The sequence below is a fragment of the Desulfurobacterium thermolithotrophum DSM 11699 genome, assembly GCF_000191045.1.
In the GTDB taxonomy this organism is placed as follows: Bacteria; Aquificota; Aquificia; order Desulfurobacteriales; family Desulfurobacteriaceae; genus Desulfurobacterium; species Desulfurobacterium thermolithotrophum.
The window spans coordinates 1,504,114-1,523,561 of record NC_015185.1 but is presented as its reverse complement, the minus strand read 5'-3'; the positions used below and the strand labels follow the sequence as shown (position 1 = coordinate 1,523,561).

Genomic DNA, 19,448 nt, shown 5'->3' with positions numbered 1-19,448 from the left:
AAAGCTCTAGAAAAATTAGAAGACGATTATATCACTTGCTCTTCTTTAAGTGATAGAAATTTTGGACAGTCCCATCTAAAATCGCACTGTTTACAGGTATTTTTATCTATGTTTTTCGGAAGTCTCCAGTTATTTGTCTTCTGGGATTCTTCTATTTCTTCCACTATTTTTTTGAATTCTTCTATAAAGTTTTCAACTTCATTCTGAATTTCTTCTTTCCGGAAGTCAATAATGAAATGGGCTTTTTCTAAATTTCCTTTAAGGAGCTCGTTCATAAAGTAAAGGACTGCTTTATCTGGAAATGTTCCAGTTTTTTCCTTAGAAAGAAAACCGTAAACGTACATCTGTTTTTTGTACCTATTTAGTTTTTCTCTTCCATAAGGGGTTGTTTCATCGGGTTTTTCCATTCCTTTGTAGTCCCATATCTCTATTTTTTCTCCTTCTGTTCTAAGGACGTCAATTATTCCGTAAAGGATAAAGTTGTCAAGTTCCTTTATGAGACGGAGCTCTGCTTCAATTATAGACTTAAAAAACTCTTCTCCTTCAATGCTACAGAACTTTTGAAGAACTTTTATAGCACTTTCTTTGACCTTTTTGTTTGTAGCTTTTACCCCTTCTGCCTCCATTGATTTTTCTATTAGGTAGAAAATCCTCTCTATCTCTTCATCGTTTACGACCCTTCCTGTTTTTAGAAAGAACAGATGAGCTCTTTTTAAGAATCTATGAATGATACTTCCATACCATTCCTGCGTGGGATTTGAGGGAGCATAGCCGAGAAATTTGTAAAAGCCATACTGTCTTGGGCAGATAGAGTAAGAAATTATATCTCCTGTAATTGTGTATCTATTTTTTATTCTTTTTTCCTTCTGAGTAAGGGGAACTTCCCTTTCTCTTACAAATTCCGAAAGTCCATCAAGAAGTCTTTTTATTTTTGGGTCTTTCGTCATCTTTTATTTTCCTCTGAAATTTTTTAGAGAATGTTTTGTGCCAATTAAGATTAAATCCCGGAAATGCAGCTGTTTTCCATGGTCTTCTATCACTATAAGGTTCAACTTCTTTCTTTTTGAGAATTATGAGGCAGTATTGAGCCCTTGAGTAAGCTACATAAAACTTCCTTACAGCATCTAAGGTGTTTCTTTCCCAGCTAAATCCTTTTGTGTAATTTTTAAGGAACCTTTCAAAGAGTTCTTCCATTTTTCCAAGTTTCCAGTCTCCAGAGATGTTGTCAAGATCTCCAACGATAACGATTGGGAACTCAAGTCCCTTTGACTGATGGATTGTCATTATCGGAAACATATCTTGAGGAACTTCTTTTACTTCCTGAAGGTCTGCACTTTTAGTTGACAGAATAAAAAGAAAAGTTCTGAAGAACTCTGAGATTAAAGAATTTCTTTCTTCCACCATCTGTGAAAATGATGAAATGAGCTGACTCAACCTTGCAAGATTTGCAGAGGTTAAGATGTTCTCTTTAAAACTTTTGAGTGGTTCATAGGATAGAAGCTGGTAAAAGAGTTCCAAAATATTGAGATTTTCCGGGTTGATGGTAGAAGAGAGTTCTTTTACTTTCTTTTTTAACTCTTCTGAGCTTTCTCTTTCAAATGTTTCTTTCCAGAAGGAGATGGTCTCTTTCAAGCTGTTTGGAATATTAGATTCTTCTGGAAGGATATTAAGGAGAGCTCCAAGCATTACGCCAATTTCTTTTTGGTAAATAAGGGATTTTGCTCTTGGGTTGTAAACGGGAATTCCTTTTTTCTCGAAAGTTTGTCTAATTTCTCCTGCAAATTTGTCTTCTCGTGTGCTCGGGAGTAAAAGAACAACATCAGAGTATTTAGAAATAATACCTCTACTTTTTAGTTCCTTTACGAGATAGTAGCACTTTTCTGCCAGTTCTTCTTCATCTCCCTCTATCTCTATTACGGAGTTTTCTGTTGTTTTATAGACCTCAATTCCTGAAGAAAAGAGGATTTTTTTCTCAATAGAGAGTTTCTTCCATGCAGATTTATAATCGCTGTACTCTTTGTGTTTCTTCAGGAAATAGTTTATAAAGGCTACTATCTGTTTGTCCGATCTATAGTTTTTAAGGAGTTCTACTCTAACTGCTTTTTCACCTAAAATATCTTTACATGACTTTTCAAAGTTTATAAAGCAGTCAACGACGGCTCCTCTAAAACGGTAGAGAGACTGATTGTCATCTCCAACAACCGTAAGGTTTTTACTTCTCTTGGCTAAGGTAAAGTAGATTTTTTCGTCTAAGGGATTTGTGTCTTGATATTCATCAACTAAAATATATCTAATTCCTGGAAAGTATTCTGTGCCATCACCTTCAATGAAAAGTTTACTTTCTTCTGAATTTGAATTTAAAAACTGAAGAAAAAGCCATTCTATATGTGTATAGTCTATGTAATTTTCTTTTGCAAGTAAATCAGTATATTTCCTGTAAAGTTTACCAGCGATCAAGCGAACTCTACTATTATTATCATAGCCTTTTTCTTTTACTAACTTTTTTGAGAGAATAAGATTTTGTGGAATAAAGTCAAACAGGAAAGAGAGAAGGGAAAGCCTATCATGTAGAAGTTCCTCCTCACTTTTCTCTTTGGTTTTCTCTTCATCCTCAAAAAAACTAAAAAATGATAAAAGCTTGGGAGATTTTATGATTCTGCAAAAGTTCTTGAATATGAAGATTTCTCTTTCAAAATCTCCAAGGAGTCTGTATTTTTCAAATTTACTGTACTGGAATTCGTCCATTATTCTTATGGCTAAGGAATGGAGAGTTCCGGAGTAGATATCGTAGGGTTCAAAAGAGAGTTCCGGATGTTTTTCTTTTAGAGCTCCTGCATAGTTTACAAATCTTGAAAGGAATTCTTCGGATGCTTTTCTTGTAAAAGTAACTAAAAATATGGATTTTGGATTTACTCCTTTTACAGTTATCAGATACAGAGCTTTAAGGACTAAAACCTCCGTTTTACCAGAACCTGGACCGGCAATAATTTTGAGAGGACCTTTTGTATAAATTATCGCTTCTTTCTGTTTATCATTTAATTTTTTTTCAGAAAATTTCTCAACTGACAAAAAGAACTCTTCCGATGACAACATATTTAAAAATTCCCCCACGGTCTTATCTTTCCCCGTATTCTTCCAAAATATCTGCTAACTTTCCTATATCTCCCATATTTCCGTAACCAAAAACTATTAACTCTTTTCCGAGCTCTTTAGCAACTTCAGAAATACAGTCTAAGTAGGTTTTCCGAGCTCCACCCCTATAGTATATGATAACGTCAAAGTCTTTCAGTTTAGACAGTATCTTTTCTTTCAGTTCTTCGCACTTTTCATCTGTCATAACTGCGTTGTAAGGTTCTATAACCTCATCAGCACTTATAAGACCATACTTTGCACTGATAATAAAAAATGGAAGATTTAGTTCTTTTGAACGTCTATAAAGGTGTCTTACTCTTGCAGACTTATATAGCTTCCACGCTTTTTGTGGAGTTTCTTCTTTTTTATTTCCGCAAGCTGTTACAAGAGCTATTCTTTTTCTTAACAAGCTCTGTAATCCTCCTGAGCTTAAATTTAAGTTTCTCTGGAAGTTCTTTCAAGGAACTTTCTTCCAGTCCCATCGGTATCCACAAAACTGCATCAAGTCTTATTTGAGGTATTCTAGATTTTTCGGAAAGCTTTTTCCAAAAGTTTTTATCAGAACTTATTTTTGAAAGTCTTGAATCTATTGGAATTGCTATTTCTTCCAGTTTCTCTGGATTTTTACCAAATGCTATACGGTAGCCGTACATAAACATCTTTGCAGCAAAGACAACTGTTTTGCTGTCTATTTTCTGATTGAGGCACTTTGAAAGTTCTTTCACTAGAATTGTTAAATCTTTACCCAGATCCGTTAGAGAGTAGTTTGAAAAGAGTTTTTTAACACATTTTATAACCTTATGTAATCTTTTAAGTTTTGCATTTAAGAACCGCTTGTTGTTAGTCTTAATAAACTCTTCAAATCTTTCGATTTCAGGACTTTCTGAGAAAAATTCTGAAAAGGTTTCCCAATACTTTTCTCCCTTCATTTGAAGCTGATAGGACATAAGCGCGTTGATTACGACAAGTTTAAGGAAATCTTGCGGATTCTTTATTTCTTTATGAAGTTTCTCAAGTGCTTTGTACTGTCTATCAAATGATTCAAGCTTTTCTATATCTTCTTTTGAGAATTCTTTTAAGACTTTTAGCAAGTTTTCCATAATTGCTCCTTTTGAAATTCTGGAATATATAATAGTTTAACCTTTAGGAGATTGGAAAATGAAACTACATCCTGTTTTGGTTCTTGACAGAACCTATACTCCTGTTTCCATTTTTTCCCACAAGAAAGCTTTTATTCTTGACCTTCTTAATAAATGTGAAGTCCTGCAGTATTATAAAAGTATAAAACTTTCTTCTCCAACTATGGACTATCCAGCTCCTCTTGTTATCAGAATTCCCGTCCTTTTAAGACACTGGCAGTCGCCTACTCCAACAAGAAGAGCTGTTTTTATAAGAGATAATTTTACTTGTGCTTATTGTGGGAAAATTGTAAAGGATAACAATGCTACTATTGACCATGTTCTTCCAAAAAGTCGTGGTGGAACATGGAGCTGGACAAATCTTGTGACTTGTTGTAATGAATGCAATCAGAAAAAAGGAAATAGACTTCCAGAGGAAGCAGGGATGCCATTACTTTACAAACCTAAGAGACCTTCAAGTTTTCAGATAGCTTTGAACAGGTGGAGAAACAAAATAAACAGAGAATTTTTAGAGGCACTCTCTCTTTATGGAATAATTGTTGATAAAAAAAAGCTCCCCGAAGGGAGCCGTTAATTATCTTTCTATCCAGTAGTTTGGAGCTTCTTTGGTAATTATGACATCGTGAACGTGGGATTCTTTTAGACCTGCTGAAGTAATCTTTACAAACCTTGCTTTCTTTCTCATTTCCTCAATGTTAGCTGCTCCGCAGTAACCCATTCCAGCTCTAAGTCCACCTACAAGTTGGTGAATAGTATCGGCAAGAGGACCTCTATATGGAACCATTCCCTCAATACCTTCTGGAACAAGCTTTTTCTCTTCAACTTCAGATTGGAAATACCTATCCTTACTACCTCTCTTCATTGCTCCAAGTGATCCCATACCTCTGTAAACTTTATAGCTTCTTCCTTGATAAAGTACGAGCTCTCCTGGACTTTCCTTTGTTCCAGCAAAAAGACTTCCAATCATTACAGCTCTTGCGCCAGCTCCAATTGCTTTTGCAATATCACCTGAGAATTTGATTCCACCGTCTGCAATGATTGAGATATCATACTTATCGGCAACTTCAGCGCACTGAGCAACTGCTGTAAGTTGTGGAACTCCTACACCAGCCACAACTCTTGTTGTACAAATAGAACCGGGGCCAATTCCTACTTTTACTGCGTCAGCTCCTGCCTTTATAAGAGCTTCTGTACCTTCAGGAGTAGCAACGTTTCCGGCAATTACGTCAACATCAGAATAAAGACCTTTTATTTTTTCTACCATTTCTATGACGCCTTTTGAATGTCCGTGTGCAGTGTCAATAACAATTACATCAACACCTGCTTCAATAAGAGCTTCTGCTCTTTTAAACCCTTCAGGACCAACACCAATGGCAGCACCTACCATTAAGCGGCCAAGGTCGTCTTTACATGCATTAGGATACTTTTCTTTTTTCTCAATGTCTTTAATTGTTATAAGTCCTTTAAGATAACCGTTTTCATCAACTACAGGCAATTTTTCTATTTTGTACTTATGAAGGATTTCTTTTGCTTCTTCAAGGGTTGTTCCTACAGGTACAGTCTTAAGGTTTTCTTTTGTCATTACTTCTTTGATTTTTTTGGTGTAGTCTTTTACAAATCTGATATCTCTATTTGTAATAATTCCAAGAAGTTTTCCGTTTTCGTCTGTTACAGGTAGACCAGAAATTTTGTACTTTCTCATTAAACCTTCTGCATCAGCTATTGTTTGATCAGGAGAAACTGTAACTGGCTTGACGATCATTCCACTTTCGGATCTTTTAACTCTGTCAACTTCTTCTGCTTGTTCTTCAATAGACAGGTTCTTGTGAATGATTCCTATTCCACCTTCTCTTGCGATAGCAATAGCAAGTTCAGCTTCTGTAACAGTGTCCATTGCAGCGCTCATTATTGGTATGTTTAGTGTGATTTTCTTGGTGAGCTTTGTCCTTACATCAACTTGAGTTGGAAGAACCTCAGAGTAGTTTGGAACTAATAAAACATCATCAAAAGTGAGGGCTTCCTTTATACCTTTTTCGAGCATATTTTCCTCCATGAAAGCTTTTTGAAATTATAGGTTTCAGATAAACTAAAGGCAACTTGTTTGATAGAATTGCGCAAATTAAAGGAGGCAATTGTGGCAGAAGGGAAAAAGCTTTGGGGTGGAAGGTTTAAAGAGTCTACAGATGAGTTAGTTGAGAAATTCACAGAGTCTGTTTCTTACGATAAAAGACTTGCACCTTTTGACATAGCTGGAAGTATTGCTCATGTCAAAATGCTTGAAAAACAAGGAATTTTAAAAAAAGAGGAAGCAGAAAAAATTATTGAGGGTTTAAATGAGATTCTTGAGGAAATTGAAAGGGGAAGTTTTGAGTGGAAGACAGAGCTTGAAGATGTCCACATGAATGTAGAGAAAAGGCTAACGGAGAAAATAGGTTCTGTTGGAGGAAAACTTCATACAGGAAGATCAAGGAATGACCAAGTTGCAACAGATGTAAGGCTTTACGTAAGACATGAAATAGAAGAAATTTTAAAGCTTCTTGAAAAATTAAGGAAAGCCTTTGTAAAACAGGCTGAAGAAAACTTAGACGTTGTTATGCCTGGGTATACTCATCTTCAAATTGCACAGCCAGTTCTTTATGCTCACCACATGCTTGCTTACTACCATATGTTTAAAAGGGATGCTGAAAGGTTCAAAGATACTCTAAAAAGAGTTAACATTTCGCCTTTAGGTTCTGCTGCACTTGCGGGTACAAGTTATCCGTTGGATAGAGAGTTTACTGCTAAACTGCTTGGTTTTACTGATGTAACAAGAAACAGTATGGATGCTGTTAGTGACAGAGACTTTATTGCTGAAACGATTTTTAACTGTGCGATGGTTATGATGCATCTTTCAAGGCTTTCTGAAGAACTTGTTTTGTGGTCAACAGAAGAATTTGGATTTATAGAGCTCCCGGATGCTTTTTGTACAGGTAGTTCAATTATGCCTCAAAAGAAGAATCCTGATGTTTCAGAGCTCACTCGTGGTAAAACAGGAAGAGTATATGGAGATTTGATGGCAATTTTGACAATTCTTAAAGGACTTCCTTTAACCTACAATAGAGATTTGCAAGAAGATAAAGAACCTCTATTTGATGCAATAGATACAGTAAAGCTTGCTCTTAAAGTTAACGCAAAAATTGTAGGAGGAATGAAACCAAGAAAAGAAAGGATGAAAGAGCAAGCTAAAAAAGGTTTTTCTCTTGCAACTGATGTAGCTGACTATCTTGCTAAAAAAGGAGTTCCATTTAGAGAGGCTCATAGAATAGTTGGAGAGCTTGTGGCTTATTGCCTTAACAAAGGAAAGAGTCTTGAAAACTTAACGCTTGAAGAGTTCAAACAGTTTTCGGATAAATTTAATGAAGATGTTCTTTCGCTTATGAGTGTGGAAGGTTCTGTTAACAGCAGGAATATAATAGGTGGGACTGCCAAGGAACAGGTTTTATCCGAGATAAGGAAGATTAAAGAGGAAGAAGGATTTTAAAGGATTTTAGGAGGTCTAAAAATGATTAGATTTGAACCAACGTTTTTCTTAGAAAGAAATAGAGATATTGACGAAGTTACGCTAAGAGCAATTGCTAGAGAAGTTAGAAAGGACATTTTAAAAATGACTTCTGCCGTGAATTCAGGTCATCCTGGTGGTGCAATGTCTGCCACAGATGTAATTGTTACCCTCTACTACTACAAAATGAGACACAATCCCGAAAATCCAAAGTGGGAAAAGAGAGACAGGTTTGTTCTTTCAAAAGGTCATGTTTGTCCTGCACTTTATTCAGTTCTTGCAAGAACTGGATATTTTCCTCTTGAAAAACTAAATGAGTTCAGAAAACTTGACGGAGATCTTCAGGGACATCCGGATATGAATAAGACTCCTGGAGTTGAGATAAACACAGGATCTCTTGGACATGGAATTGGTGCTGCTGTTGGAATGGCGCTTGGATTAAAGCTTAGCAAGCTTGATAGTAAAGTGTACTGCATGATTGGTGATGGAGAAGCACAAGAGGGAAGTGTTTGGGAAGCAACAATGGCAGCATCTCACTATAACCTTGATAATCTCTGTGTAATTCTTGATAACAACAATCTTCAAATTGATGGTCCAGTTGATGAAGTTATGTCAATATATCCTGCAATGGAAAAGTGGAAGGCTTTTGGTTGGCATGTCATAGAAATAAACGGTCACGATTTTGAAGAAATAAAGAGAGCTCTTGACGAAGCAGATACGGTAAAGTACAAACCAACAATGATTGTTGCTAAAACTGTTAAAGGCAAGGGTGTTTCCTTTATGGAAAACAGAGCTGAGTGGCATGGAAAAGCTCTACCACCAGACTTACTCAAGGAAGCTTTAAAAGAACTTGGAGGGATTGTATAACCTTGGAGGAAGGAGTAGTGTTTCTTGTCTATACAGATGAAAGTGGAAAGGAGCTTAAGAAAAATGAAGAAGGTTTTTACCGTGATGGTCCTTGTTTTCTTTATGGAGGACTTGCTGTAGAAGTAGAAAAACACCATTTAATTGAGAATGCTTTTAAATCTATGTGTAAAGAAATTTTGGGGATTAATAATATATATGAGACTGAAATTCATACTGGAGATATTTTTTATGGAAGAAAACAGTTTAAAGATTTAGATTTTGAAAAGAAAAAAGAATTTTTTAAAGAAGTTTTGCAGCTTCTAGCAAAATTTAATGTTCCTTTAATTTTAGGATTGGTCTACAAGGATACTAATCTGTTTAAGTCTGATTTGGAAAAGATAGCTTCTGCTATTTACGCATTTTTTTATGCTCTTGATAGTTTTCTATTGCAGCGAGGTAAATATGGACTTGTAATAGCTGATGAGCTAGAAAAGGATATTAAGAGTATAAAGGAACTTTTAAATAGAAATAACCTTACTGGAAGGAAGGGAGGGATTAAGCTTTCCTTTTTAATAAGAAGGGTTTACTTTGAAAAGCTTAATAGGTTTGGTGAGTATAGTTTTGAACCTATAATATCTCTTAAATATAAGTTTGAAAGTCAAATTTATGCAGTAATTGACAATATTCATTATGTTAATTCAAGCTTTTCTGTATTTAACCAACTTTCTGATATTGTTCTATTTTTGTTTAATATTGCTTTAGAGTTTCAGGAAACTAAAGGTTTTTTTGTTGACAAAGGAAAGTTGTTTAAAGCAATTGCAGAAGATTTTTTGTTCTTCCTTTCCAAGACAAAAAGTATTGTAACTTTTCTGTGTTATAGAGAAAAAGCTTTTGATGTTATGTTTGGAGATTTTTACTTATCTGGCTTTAGAGCTATGATGGAAACATTGAAGAAAGAGCAGGCAAATGGCACATAGGACCTGGGGCGCATGGGGCCCCTTGCCTGCTATTAAATAACTTATAATAGATTACTTTTAATGTCAAGGAGGTAAAATGGAAAAAGTTAGTCTTAGAGATGCATACGGTGATACTTTAGTGGAGCTTGGGAAAAAAGATGAAAGAATAGTTGTTTTGGATGCTGATCTTTCTGGTTCTACGAAAACTTCCAAGTTTGCAAAAGTTTTTCCAGATAGATTTTTCAATATGGGAGTTGCTGAAATCAACATGGTAAACGTTGCTGCAGGACTTGCAACTACTGGAAAGATAGCTTTTGTAAGTACTTTTGCTATGTTTGCAACTGGTAGAGCTTGGGAGGCAATAAGACAGACAGTTTGTTATCCCGAATTAAATGTAAAAGTTGTATGTACTCACGGTGGAATTACAGTTGGTGAAGATGGAGCAAGTCATCAAGCTTTAGAAGATGTTGCAAACATGAGAAACATTCCAAACATGAGAGTAATTGTTCCAGCAGATGATATAGAGACTGAACAGGTAGTAAGAACAATAGCTTACACAGATGGTCCTTTCTATGTTAGACTTAGTAGAGAAAAGTTTCCAAGAATTTTTGATAAGAACTATAATTTTGAATTAGGAAAAGGGGTTGTTTTAAGAGAAGGAGAGGACGTGACTATTGTTTCAAATGGAGTTATGACTTACTTTGCTCTTCTTGCTGCAGAACTATTGGAAAAAGAAGGAATTTCCTCTGAAGTTATTCATATGCCTACAGTTAAACCTATAGATTCCGAGCTTTTAGTTAAATCCGCATCAAAGACAAAGGCAGTTGTTACTGCTGAAGAGCATTCGATAATTGGAGGACTTGGTTCTGCTGTTGCGGAAACTCTTGTTGAAAACTATCCAGTTCCAATGGAAAGAGTTGGTACTCCTGATATTTTTGGACAGTCCGGAAAAGGATGGGAGCTTTTACACTACTATAAGCTTGATGAAAAGGGAATAATTGAAAAGGTTAAAAAAGTTCTTGAGAGGAAAAGATGAAGAAAGCATTTAAGTCAGTACTTTTCTTTTCACTACTTATTACTTTTATTTTTTCCTTAGGGAAAGTTTCTCTTTCTGCGGTTTCAGAGGGAAAAGCGACTGAAGAAAAGGAAGTAAAATACATTCGTCTCTTTACAGAAGTTTACCAGCTTGTTAAAGATAGGTACGTTGAGCCTGTAACTCCTAAGAAACTTTTTGAAGGTGCTATTCAAGGAATGCTTGGAAAGCTCGATCCTCACTCTACTCTTTTTACTCCTGATAAGCTTAAAGAGTTTGAAGTAGAAACTCAAGGAGAGTTTGGAGGATTAGGAATTCAGATAACAAAGACAAAAGATGGAAAGCTCATGATTATTGCTCCTATAGAGGATACTCCGGCTTACAAAGCTGGAATTAAGGCCGGAGATGTTATAGTGAAGATAGAGAAAAAAGAAGTTACTCCTGATATGACTTTAATGGAAGCTGTAAAACTTATGAGAGGGAAACCAGGGACAAAAATAACTATCTGGATATGGAGAAAAGGTTGGTCAGAACCAAAACCTTTTACAATCACAAGAGCAATAATAAAGATTCAAAGTGTTAAGTATAGAATGCTCAAAGGAGACATAGGTTATATAAGATTTACAATGTTCCAGAAAAACTCAGTGGAAGAGTTTAAGAAAGCTCTTCAAGAACTTGTAAAAGATAAAAAGTTAAAAGGTGTTATTGTTGACGTTAGAAATAATCCTGGAGGACTTTTAGATTCTGCTGTTTCAATAAGCGATTATTTCCTTCCGAAAGGAGCTCTTATCGTCTATACGAAGGGAAGAATTCCTGATAGCATTAAGAGGTTCTATTCTACTAATGATCCTATTCTTCCTCTTGGTATTCCTGTTGTTATGCTTGTTAATGGCGGTACTGCAAGTGCTGCTGAAATTCTTACAGGAGCTCTTAGATATAACGATAGAGCTATCGTCGTAGGCGAAAAGACTTTTGGAAAAGGTTCTGTTCAAACTCTTTATCCACTTGAAATGGGATACGCTGTAAAGATAACAACTGCAAAATACTACATGCCAAACAACGAATGTATAGATGGAAAAGGAATAGAACCTGATATTGAGGTTAAACTTTCTAAAGAAGACATAGAACAGCTAAAGGAAGATGCAAAAGAAATAGAAGAACATCCAGAAAAAACAGAGGAAATAAGGAAGGAAAGAGAAAAGAGAATAGATAACCAGCTAAGAAGAGCTATCGAGGTTATTAAAGAGTTTTATTTATTCCAACAGATGAAACAAAGAAAACCAGATCAGAAGAAAGCGGCATAGTGATATGGATAAAGTTTTCACTCTTCACGGATGGAGCTTTGATAGCTCCATCTGGTCTATTTCTTCTTTTGAGAGAGCAGTTCATTTAGTTCTACCTGGACATGGAATTTCTCCGTTTAAATCTACAGACATCTTAAACCTTTCAAAAGAAGTAGGAGAATTCATACCTTTTGACTCTACTCTTATTGGTTGGTCATTAGGAGCTTCTGTTGCTGCTTTAACTGCTGTTTTTTATCCCCAAAAAGTTAAAGAGTTAGTACTTTATGCACCTACTATTTCTTTTTCTGTAGTTTCTCAACCTGAAACAGTTGTTAAGAAATTTCTTAGAAAGCTAAAAAAAGACTTTCTTGGAACTGTTTATTACTTTAGAAATCTCTGTTCAAAAGAAAGGTGGAATATTCCAGAGTTTTCCCGTGAAAAAACAATAGAGCTTTTAGAGAGTTTTACTTGGTTTGACCTTACTCCATACATAAAAAGAATAACTCTTCCGGTAACTGTTATTGTTGGAGAAAAGGATTTTGTTACTGGATTAAAAGGAGCATTTGAGTTTTGGAAAATTACAAAAAAGTGCACATTAAAAGTAGTTCCCGAAGCCGATCATTTGACCGTTTTAAAGTATAGTTAACTTTCAAGAGTAATAACTTTTTGTATTCCTTTAAACTTTCTTATAAAAGACGGAATAAAAGAACATAAGACTGTTATCTCTGAATTCTTAATACACATATCGTCATTACCATTACAACGTGTTATTTTTGAAGAAAGATACTCTTTAAAGACTTTAACAGTTGTATTTTCTATTCTTTTGTCTTTATCGCTTACAAGTATTTCTTTGACAAAAGGATCTATAGCTTTTGCTATTCCCCAAGCGATAAAACGTCCTCCTAACAAACCTACTTTTTTAAACTTATTTTTTCTTATAAATTCAGTTAAAAGTTCAAGAGACCATTTAATATTTATACCTTGAGCTAATGGAGAGTTAAGAAGTAAAAACCAATGAGCGTCTCCTATGTAAATATCTCCTAATTTTCCATTTGGGTAAATGGTTTCTTTTCCGAGAAACTTTGCAGATTTTGCTATTACAATTGCACTTTCTCTGTCTGCAGGGATAGGAAAGGGAGAATCTTTTAATTCTTGAGCCATTAGCTCTATGATTTTTGGTAAACCAAATCTATCTATAGTAGCTTTTTCTGGTTTGTAACCTGACATGTAAGCGTGATGATTGCCTGGAAATCCACTTATTACACTGTTTAAACCACATTTGAGTCCAAATCGGAGCTCATCTTCATATTGGCCATTTGTTGCTACTATTTTTCCAGGAGCAATGATTCTTGCCATAACAACTGTTTCACCAAAAGCTCGTACTCTGTTAGGTGCTGTGTTGTAAGGTCCACCTTCAATAACTATTTCGTCAATACTATGTTTAATACAGGCTTTTAAACCTCTTAGTAATTCATCTTTTCCGTTTCCTACACAGATTATTGCACCAACACCCTTTTTCTTTGATTTTGCAAAATCGATTACTTTTAAAGTTTCTTCTGGAGATGCAGCGTGAACAGTGTTCTTTTGAAAAGCCATTAGGCTAACACTTATTGATTGAACAAGTTCTGACCAGCCTTCTTTTTCTTTAGCAAAGCACCTTTCCTTTTCTATTAGTCTTTTGTGTATTCTTCCCCGTGGACAGCCGTTAAATGGTTTTCCGGAACGATAACAGTATGCCGGACATTTGGCTATTTCTTCAGGGTATCTCATGGGTCCAAACTGTCCAAAATGGTCAATATCAATAGGCATAGATGTTAGAGCTCTCAATTCTTTCATTAACTCTAAGGGAGTTTTTCCTTCTCTTTCTGCAAGTTCGGCAACAACGTAAGAGCAGACATGTATGGGAAAACCTAATCTATCAACAAGACGAAATCCTCCTCGGATTTCATCTATTTCCTGTTTTAAGCTTACAACATCAACCATAATTTCGTTTAGGTCACATCCAAATGGAAATTCTTTAAACCGTTGTCCGAGTGCAATTAATTCTCCGTCACTTAGCTTTTTGATATTTTCAAAAAGTTTTTGAATTTCTTCTTTTGCTTTTTTATAAAGAATGTATTGAGAGTTAATATCTCCTTGAATGGTTCTATATATTAGTTCTTTCATTTTTTCTCTCCATATAGTACTTTTTTAGTGATTCTAATACTATTTCATCAGCGATTCTATCAAGGTTCATAGGTGTTATAGGTAATCCGTCTTTTATTAATTTTCCTGTCCCAACAAAGGTAACAAGAGGAGAATTTGATGGAAAATTTTCATTTTTTAAAAAAAGAGCAGGTCCTTCTGTTACATTATTTAAAGAATGAAAAACTTTTATTTTTTCATTTCCAAAACCAAACACTCCATTTGTTGTTATAAACGGAATATTTTTTGATACACAGTAATTGGCAATCTGTGAGATAAGAGGAAGAGTATTTCCGCCGGCAATAGTTGAAATAACAATGTCTGCAGTTTCTATTTCTTTTTTTTGAGGTATAGAAAAGGAAAAGTCTTCAGGAATTGCAACAATTTTTTTGTAAGAATTGTCTTGTATTGAAAAAATTCTTTTTAAAAATGAAGCTTTATTTTCTCCTAAAAAAGCTCCCTTCATAATATGATAAAAATCATTCTCTTCTACTCTTCCACCATCGAAGACAGTTAAGTTATAAAATCCCCCTCTGTGAACCATTATAAGGCGTTCAAAAACTCTTATTCCTAACCTACCAGCTCCTAAGAGAATAACCTTACCAGAAGGTACAAGTTTTCTTTCAAGTATCGCTACTTTATCCATCTATTTCCTCTACAAAAGTAGGTAATGGATTGTTGAATATAAGGCTTTCAATAAGACGTATAGTTCTTTTTTTTGCCGAGTATTTTCTTCTTTTTATATCTTTTTCTGTTGCTTTTTCAAAAGAAGGAATGGAAAAGAGTGAACGAACTAAGAAACATTTGTTTTTAAATCTTACAACAACAGCTCCTCTTCCTTCTCCAGCACTTGAAGCAATGGTTATATCTACGTTAAGCAAAGCTTTAATGTGCTTAGAGAGAACAAGAGAAACTTCTGTATCTCCTTCTTCGTTGTAAATTTTAATTCCGTTTATTTCTTTATTCGGTGAAGGAAGATTTACATTAAAAAGTTTTTTAGCGATATTTATTGAAGGTAAAAATGAAGAAAAGACAACTGCTATGTTCCATCTATTTTTTACATAAGGTGCAGAGCGTTTGTGGATGGTCATACCAATTTCGCAGTGAGTAAAGCATTCAACAGAAGCAAACGTTAAAATACGCTTCTCCGACATCTACAAACTCCGCATTTACAATTTGATTAATCCTTTTTGTCAGTTCTTTCACTCCTGGAACTTCGCTTTTGTAGTGTGAAATGTCTATAAATCCAATGTTTAAGCTTTTAAGCCGACAGGCAACATGGTGAGTTAGATCTCCTGAAATGACAAGGTTAACTTTTTCTTTTTCTATTTTTTCTATGAAAGGTAAAAAGTTAAGTCCACAACCACTAAAGATAGCTATGGTTTCGATTTCTTCTTTTGGAAAGAAATATCTTAAATATTTTGCATTAAGCTTTTTAGAAACTTCCTCTAAGAGTTTAAACGTATTTACTTTGCGTATTCCTTTCATTCCTAACCGTTTCTTATCTATGAAGGATAAATTTTTGATGTTTAATCCCTTTCCCAATTGAAAGTTACACCCCCAATCTATCCTATCTAAAGGAGTATGGACTACAAAAACAGGAACTTTAGGAATAAAGGAAGGAAAATGATGAGAAATAACAACGTCAAATTTTTCAAGTGGAATTCTGTTTGGTATAAAGTCTACTACAACAGCTACTTGTTCAATGGTTTTAGGACGGTTTTTATTAACCCATCCATAAAAGTCTTCAGGTAGAGCTAAAGTTTTAGGTACTAAATCGTTTAAAAACGATTCAAACTCTTTCCAATTCAAACTCAAAGTTTTCTATCACCTCCGTTATTTTTTTGTCTATATCTTCTGTTCTTAGAGAAGTTTCTGTCTTACAAGAAACGGTAAGAGCTGGTATTTCCATTAGCTCATAAAAACTTTCTGCACTTTTTACATTAAATAGTAGTGATTCGGCAAAGAAAAGTTGAGGAACAGCGTATAAAACACCTTCAATTTCTTCTATTTTCGCGGCACTTTCTCGAACAGTTTTTACTGTTAATGTCATTGTTCCCGATGTATTTGCCTTTCCTTTCTTTAATTTTAAAAGAAAGTGAGGTTTACCGTTTTTAGGAAATTCCTGCACTCCTGAAGCTACTTCAGAAATTATCATTTTTCCTTTGAAGTTAGAAACTTTTCCATCTCTACAAATGGCGCCGCCAAAACCTGTAAGATCCAAAATTACATCATATACAAACTCTTTCTCGGGAAGAAAGGACTTTAAACCTAAAAGCTCGGCAAGCTTTAAAACTGAGTTTTCAATATCAAAGATATGAATTTTTTCAAATTGATCTTTCAAGATAGAAGCAAAGAATATACCGTCAAGGTAGCCACCAACTATTAAAAGTTTTTTTCCTCTAATATTCTTTAAAGGTATAGACTTCTTTTCTGAAATTTTTTCAGCAATTTTTAAAGGTGTTAAAGAAGAATAAACTGTTTTTGTTCTTTTGGTTATACCGTTATGAGAAGGCGTAAAGCCCAATCTTTTTAAAAGTCTAAAAATATCAAGAAAGACAGAAGTTTCTAAACTAAACTTGTGAAGATGATGTGGAGGAGAAGTTACTGCAGAAATTACATGACCAAATTCATCTATCATTATAGTTAAAGCCCCAGAACCTGGAGCTCCAAGTCTTCCTCGTGCTACATAAAAGTTACAGTTTTTGAAAAATCTTCCTGCTAAAGCTTTTGAAAGCGTAGGAATTTCTGTTAAATCAAAAATTTCAGTTGGAATTTCAATCTGCGAAATATTTTTTATTCCAAAAAGAGAGATAGTTTTTTTAGCAATGGTAAACTTTTTCTTATTATTTGTAACTATACCTATCTTTCCTTTTAATATTCTTTCTCTTAAAAGAGCTGTTTCTTCTGGTTTATCTCCTTTTCTGTTTCCTACCAAAGATTCCAAAAAAGCATTTTTAAAAAGTTCTAACTTCTCTTCTAACATTTGTTTCTATTCCGTGTCTTTTAAGGATTTCAAGAATCTCTTCAAGTATACCAACTTTGGGAGAGCCAACTCCCTTAATTAAAAGGGGATATTTTTGGGGAACGACAGTAGCAATATTTGTAGCACCGGCATTTATAACGGAAATTAAGTCTTCCTTTGAAATTGTAGGAAATGGAACAGTTAATCGTTTAAGGCTTTTAATTTCTTTTTTTACCTTTTTTATTACATATATTAGAAGCTTCAAAGAAGCTGGTGGAACACTTTCCATAGGAGTTTCCTTATACGGCATAAAACGCATTACGGGAATTTCTTCCGGTTCAAGTTTTTTTAAGATTTCAATGTGTTGTTCTCTATCTTTCTCAGTTTCTCCTATACCTACTAAAATTCCACTTGAAAGTTCAATTCCCTCTTCCTTTACCAGATAACAAACGTGTAAACGATGTTTGAAAGAATCACTTGGCTTTAATTTCTTAAAAAGGTTTTTATTGGTAGTTTCAAGATTACAACAAATTGTATCAACTCCAGCTTTTTTTAACATACGAATTCGCTCTCTATTCAAATCTCCACCTATATTTATTAAAACTTTTAGTGAAGTGCTTTTCTTTACTAACTCTAAAGCTTTTAAAACTTTATAAAAATTACCATATCCTGCAGAAATGCTAACTCTTCTTATTCCACTTTCTTCAATAATTTTTGCTGCTGTTATAATTTCCTTTTCCTTTTTTTCTGTAAGAAAAAAATATCCTTCCGTAGATGTGCCTACTGCAAAACCACAGTAGGCACATTTTCTCTCAAAAGAGCAGTAATTACTTACATGTATAGTTGATGTGATTTCAATCATGAAAATTTACATTCCCAAAACGGCTGTAATTCTTTCAATTGCATCTTCTACCTCTATGTTCAAAAGACCAATATTTGCTCCTGATTTAATTACACAAACCAATATTGCTCTCCTACCAGCTTTTTTGGATAGAATATTTTGGTTTGAACATCTAACTAAAGCGTCTTGGAAATCTCCTGCTTCAACAATTTTTGAAAGTCTTTCAGATGTACCAACAACGGCTGCCGACATAGCAGCTAGCTTTTCAGCACTCAAGTTACTTTTTAACATTGTTGAAGCAACTACTTGCCCGTCAGGTGTTGCTATTAATGCGCCAAGCATATCAGAGCCAAGAGAATCGGCAAGATCTGAAAGTATTTCCTCTAACTTTTCTCTTTTGCTAGCCATAATATCCCTCCATTAGATGGTTAAAAAACTTATTCTTTATTTCTTTCTGAAACATTTTCATAAAACTTTTTCCATGACTCTCTTAAAATACCTTTTAGAACATCATCACCTACAAGGTCTTCCATATGTTCAACAAGCATAGGGGAAGGAGCTGATGTATAGGTAGGTTCAGAAGGAGAAAAGTTTTCTGCTTCTTTTATTAGTTCTGGAATTGTTTCTTCTATCTTTTCAAGGAGTTTACTTGCTGTAACTGTAAGAGGTTGTTCATTTTTGTCTAAAATCATCGATTGGAGAGAAGCTTTCATTGCGTCTACATTAAGAAGTTTTATGAGTCCTTCTAATCCGTATTTTGTAACTAAACTTGAAATAACTTGAAGTGATTGAGCAATCTGAAATTCAGTCATAGAACGTTTTGTTTTAAGAATATCTCTTGAAACTTTGTAGTATTCAATTGCTCCTGCGAAGGCAATGGCTGTTGTTACTATACCCATATCGCCTACAGGAGATACAAGTTCTGCTGGAAGAAGGTATGCTTCCTTTCCTGTATCAGTAGCAAGTTTTTTAAGTTTTTCTATCTGTTCTTCTGTTACTATTGGTTTTCTTAAAAGTTCATTGGTTGCAATTAAATAGTGTTTATGTTGAGGAGTTCCAGGAATTGCAGCTGGATGCATGGTTGAAAAACCTATATCTTCTCTTCCTTCTAGGAAAATAGCGTTCTGAAGATAAGAATTAAGAACGAGTATAGACATGGTACACGTAGTACAGATTACTGCATTTTCAACAAGATAAGGAAGAATAGTTTCTGCTATTTTAAAAGTTACTCCTCCTCTAAAAGGAGTAAATAAGATTGCTACTTCTGCTTCTTTTGCAGCTTCTATATCATCAGTTGTAAGTTTAACTCCAGCATCTTCGACTTTTTTTCTTATTTCATCTGGTACTTTATCTATATTAGGATCAGAAAGAGTGACATCGTGCCCTGCTTTTGCAAATTCTACTGCCATTGCAGAGCCACCATAAGGAGGTTCACCCCCTAACTTTTCAGGAACGTTTAATTTATTTGAGTAATAATTAAGACTTCCAAAACCATAGACGGTAACCCTCATTTTTTTCTCCTTTATAGAGT

The 19,448-nt window shown here is 34.6% G+C and carries 20 protein-coding genes; 7 read left to right on the top strand and 13 right to left on the bottom strand.

Going from position 1 to position 19,448, the window contains the following annotated elements:
• Positions 1 to 26: 26 nt before the first annotated feature.
• Genes DESTER_RS07820 through DESTER_RS07805 form a run of 4 tightly spaced genes read right to left on the bottom strand, consistent with a single transcriptional unit; the run spans position 27 to position 4,232 of the window.
• Positions 27 to 947, bottom strand: a complete 921-nt coding sequence (locus DESTER_RS07820; RefSeq protein WP_013639097.1) for a PD-(D/E)XK nuclease family protein — start codon at positions 945 to 947, stop codon at positions 27 to 29.
• Entirely contained in the window at positions 913 to 3,069 is a 2,157-nt protein-coding gene (locus DESTER_RS07815) for a UvrD-helicase domain-containing protein (protein WP_041737543.1), read from the bottom strand. Before DESTER_RS07815 ends, DESTER_RS07820 begins: the two co-directional genes overlap by 35 nt.
• Positions 3,070 to 3,115: 46 nt before the next feature.
• Positions 3,116 to 3,541, bottom strand: a complete 426-nt coding sequence (locus tag DESTER_RS07810; protein ID WP_013639095.1) for a DUF6884 domain-containing protein — start codon at positions 3,539 to 3,541, stop codon at positions 3,116 to 3,118.
• Positions 3,498 to 4,232, bottom strand: a complete 735-nt coding sequence (locus DESTER_RS07805) for an N-glycosylase/DNA lyase (RefSeq protein WP_013639094.1) — start codon at positions 4,230 to 4,232, stop codon at positions 3,498 to 3,500. The genes DESTER_RS07810 and DESTER_RS07805 overlap by 44 nt, the downstream gene beginning before the upstream one ends.
• Before the next feature lie 58 nt (positions 4,233 to 4,290).
• Here DESTER_RS07805 and DESTER_RS07800 point away from each other — a divergent pair, with 58 nt between their 5' ends.
• The gene (locus tag DESTER_RS07800; protein ID WP_013639093.1) at positions 4,291 to 4,845 is read left to right on the top strand and encodes an HNH endonuclease; all 555 of its coding nucleotides are present in this window, start codon (positions 4,291 to 4,293) and stop codon (positions 4,843 to 4,845) included.
• Here the strand turns inward: DESTER_RS07800 and guaB are convergent, their stop codons facing one another.
• Positions 4,846 to 6,312, bottom strand: a complete 1,467-nt coding sequence (gene guaB / locus DESTER_RS07795) for an IMP dehydrogenase (protein ID WP_013639092.1) — start codon at positions 6,310 to 6,312, stop codon at positions 4,846 to 4,848.
• Positions 6,313 to 6,405: 93 nt separating this feature from the next.
• Here guaB and argH point away from each other — a divergent pair, with 93 nt between their 5' ends.
• The 6 genes from argH to DESTER_RS07765 all read left to right on the top strand — a co-directional run bounded on the left by argH (position 6,406) and on the right by DESTER_RS07765 (position 12,573).
• Positions 6,406 to 7,791 carry an argininosuccinate lyase gene (argH, locus tag DESTER_RS07790; RefSeq protein WP_013639091.1) on the top strand — a complete coding sequence of 462 codons (1,386 nt, stop codon included), beginning with the start codon at positions 6,406 to 6,408 and terminating at the stop codon, positions 7,789 to 7,791.
• A gap of 21 nt (positions 7,792 to 7,812) precedes the next feature.
• Positions 7,813 to 8,676: a transketolase gene (locus DESTER_RS07785; protein ID WP_013639090.1), complete on the top strand. Its 864-nt coding sequence runs from the start codon at positions 7,813 to 7,815 to the stop codon at positions 8,674 to 8,676.
• 17 nt (positions 8,677 to 8,693) lie between these two features.
• Positions 8,694 to 9,632, top strand: coding sequence for a DUF3800 domain-containing protein (locus tag DESTER_RS08115; protein WP_013639089.1), 939 nt, complete (start codon positions 8,694 to 8,696; stop codon positions 9,630 to 9,632).
• 76 nt (positions 9,633 to 9,708) lie between these two features.
• A complete protein-coding gene (locus DESTER_RS07775) occupies positions 9,709 to 10,647 on the top strand; it encodes a transketolase family protein (protein WP_013639088.1) in 939 nt (312 codons plus the stop codon).
• The gene (locus DESTER_RS07770; RefSeq protein ID WP_013639087.1) at positions 10,644 to 11,948 is read left to right on the top strand and encodes a S41 family peptidase; all 1,305 of its coding nucleotides are present in this window, start codon (positions 10,644 to 10,646) and stop codon (positions 11,946 to 11,948) included. Before DESTER_RS07775 ends, DESTER_RS07770 begins: the two co-directional genes overlap by 4 nt.
• A 4-nt stretch (positions 11,949 to 11,952) precedes the next feature.
• Positions 11,953 to 12,573, top strand: a complete 621-nt coding sequence (locus DESTER_RS07765; RefSeq protein ID WP_013639086.1) for an alpha/beta fold hydrolase — start codon at positions 11,953 to 11,955, stop codon at positions 12,571 to 12,573.
• Here DESTER_RS07765 and hmdC read toward each other — a convergent pair.
• Genes hmdC through DESTER_RS07725 form a run of 8 tightly spaced genes read right to left on the bottom strand, consistent with a single transcriptional unit; the run spans position 12,570 to position 19,428 of the window.
• Positions 12,570 to 14,093 carry a 5,10-methenyltetrahydromethanopterin hydrogenase cofactor biosynthesis protein HmdC gene (gene hmdC, locus DESTER_RS07760; RefSeq protein ID WP_013639085.1) on the bottom strand — a complete coding sequence of 508 codons (1,524 nt, stop codon included), beginning with the start codon at positions 14,091 to 14,093 and terminating at the stop codon, positions 12,570 to 12,572. The genes DESTER_RS07765 and hmdC overlap by 4 nt on opposite strands.
• Positions 14,074 to 14,757: a ThiF family adenylyltransferase gene (locus DESTER_RS07755; RefSeq protein ID WP_013639084.1), complete on the bottom strand. Its 684-nt coding sequence runs from the start codon at positions 14,755 to 14,757 to the stop codon at positions 14,074 to 14,076. Before DESTER_RS07755 ends, hmdC begins: the two co-directional genes overlap by 20 nt.
• Positions 14,750 to 15,265 (bottom strand): FeGP cofactor biosynthesis protein HcgF family protein, encoded by a 516-nt coding sequence (locus tag DESTER_RS07750; RefSeq protein WP_013639083.1) that lies wholly within the window; start codon positions 15,263 to 15,265, stop codon positions 14,750 to 14,752. Before DESTER_RS07750 ends, DESTER_RS07755 begins: the two co-directional genes overlap by 8 nt.
• Entirely contained in the window at positions 15,228 to 15,929 is a 702-nt protein-coding gene (locus DESTER_RS07745) for a Nif3-like dinuclear metal center hexameric protein (RefSeq protein ID WP_013639082.1), read from the bottom strand. The genes DESTER_RS07750 and DESTER_RS07745 overlap by 38 nt, the downstream gene beginning before the upstream one ends.
• Positions 15,904 to 17,097, bottom strand: a complete 1,194-nt coding sequence (locus tag DESTER_RS08110; protein WP_013639081.1) for a FeGP cofactor biosynthesis guanylyltransferase HcgB family protein — start codon at positions 17,095 to 17,097, stop codon at positions 15,904 to 15,906. The genes DESTER_RS07745 and DESTER_RS08110 overlap by 26 nt, the downstream gene beginning before the upstream one ends.
• The gene (gene hmdB / locus DESTER_RS07735) at positions 17,069 to 17,938 is read right to left on the bottom strand and encodes a 5,10-methenyltetrahydromethanopterin hydrogenase cofactor biosynthesis protein HmdB (protein WP_013639080.1); all 870 of its coding nucleotides are present in this window, start codon (positions 17,936 to 17,938) and stop codon (positions 17,069 to 17,071) included. Before hmdB ends, DESTER_RS08110 begins: the two co-directional genes overlap by 29 nt.
• A gap of 6 nt (positions 17,939 to 17,944) precedes the next feature.
• A complete protein-coding gene (locus DESTER_RS07730; protein ID WP_013639079.1) occupies positions 17,945 to 18,325 on the bottom strand; it encodes a roadblock/LC7 domain-containing protein in 381 nt (126 codons plus the stop codon).
• Between the two features lie 29 nt (positions 18,326 to 18,354).
• Entirely contained in the window at positions 18,355 to 19,428 is a 1,074-nt protein-coding gene (locus DESTER_RS07725; RefSeq protein ID WP_013639078.1) for a H(2)-dependent methylenetetrahydromethanopterin dehydrogenase-related protein, read from the bottom strand.
• Positions 19,429 to 19,448 lie beyond the last annotated feature (20 nt).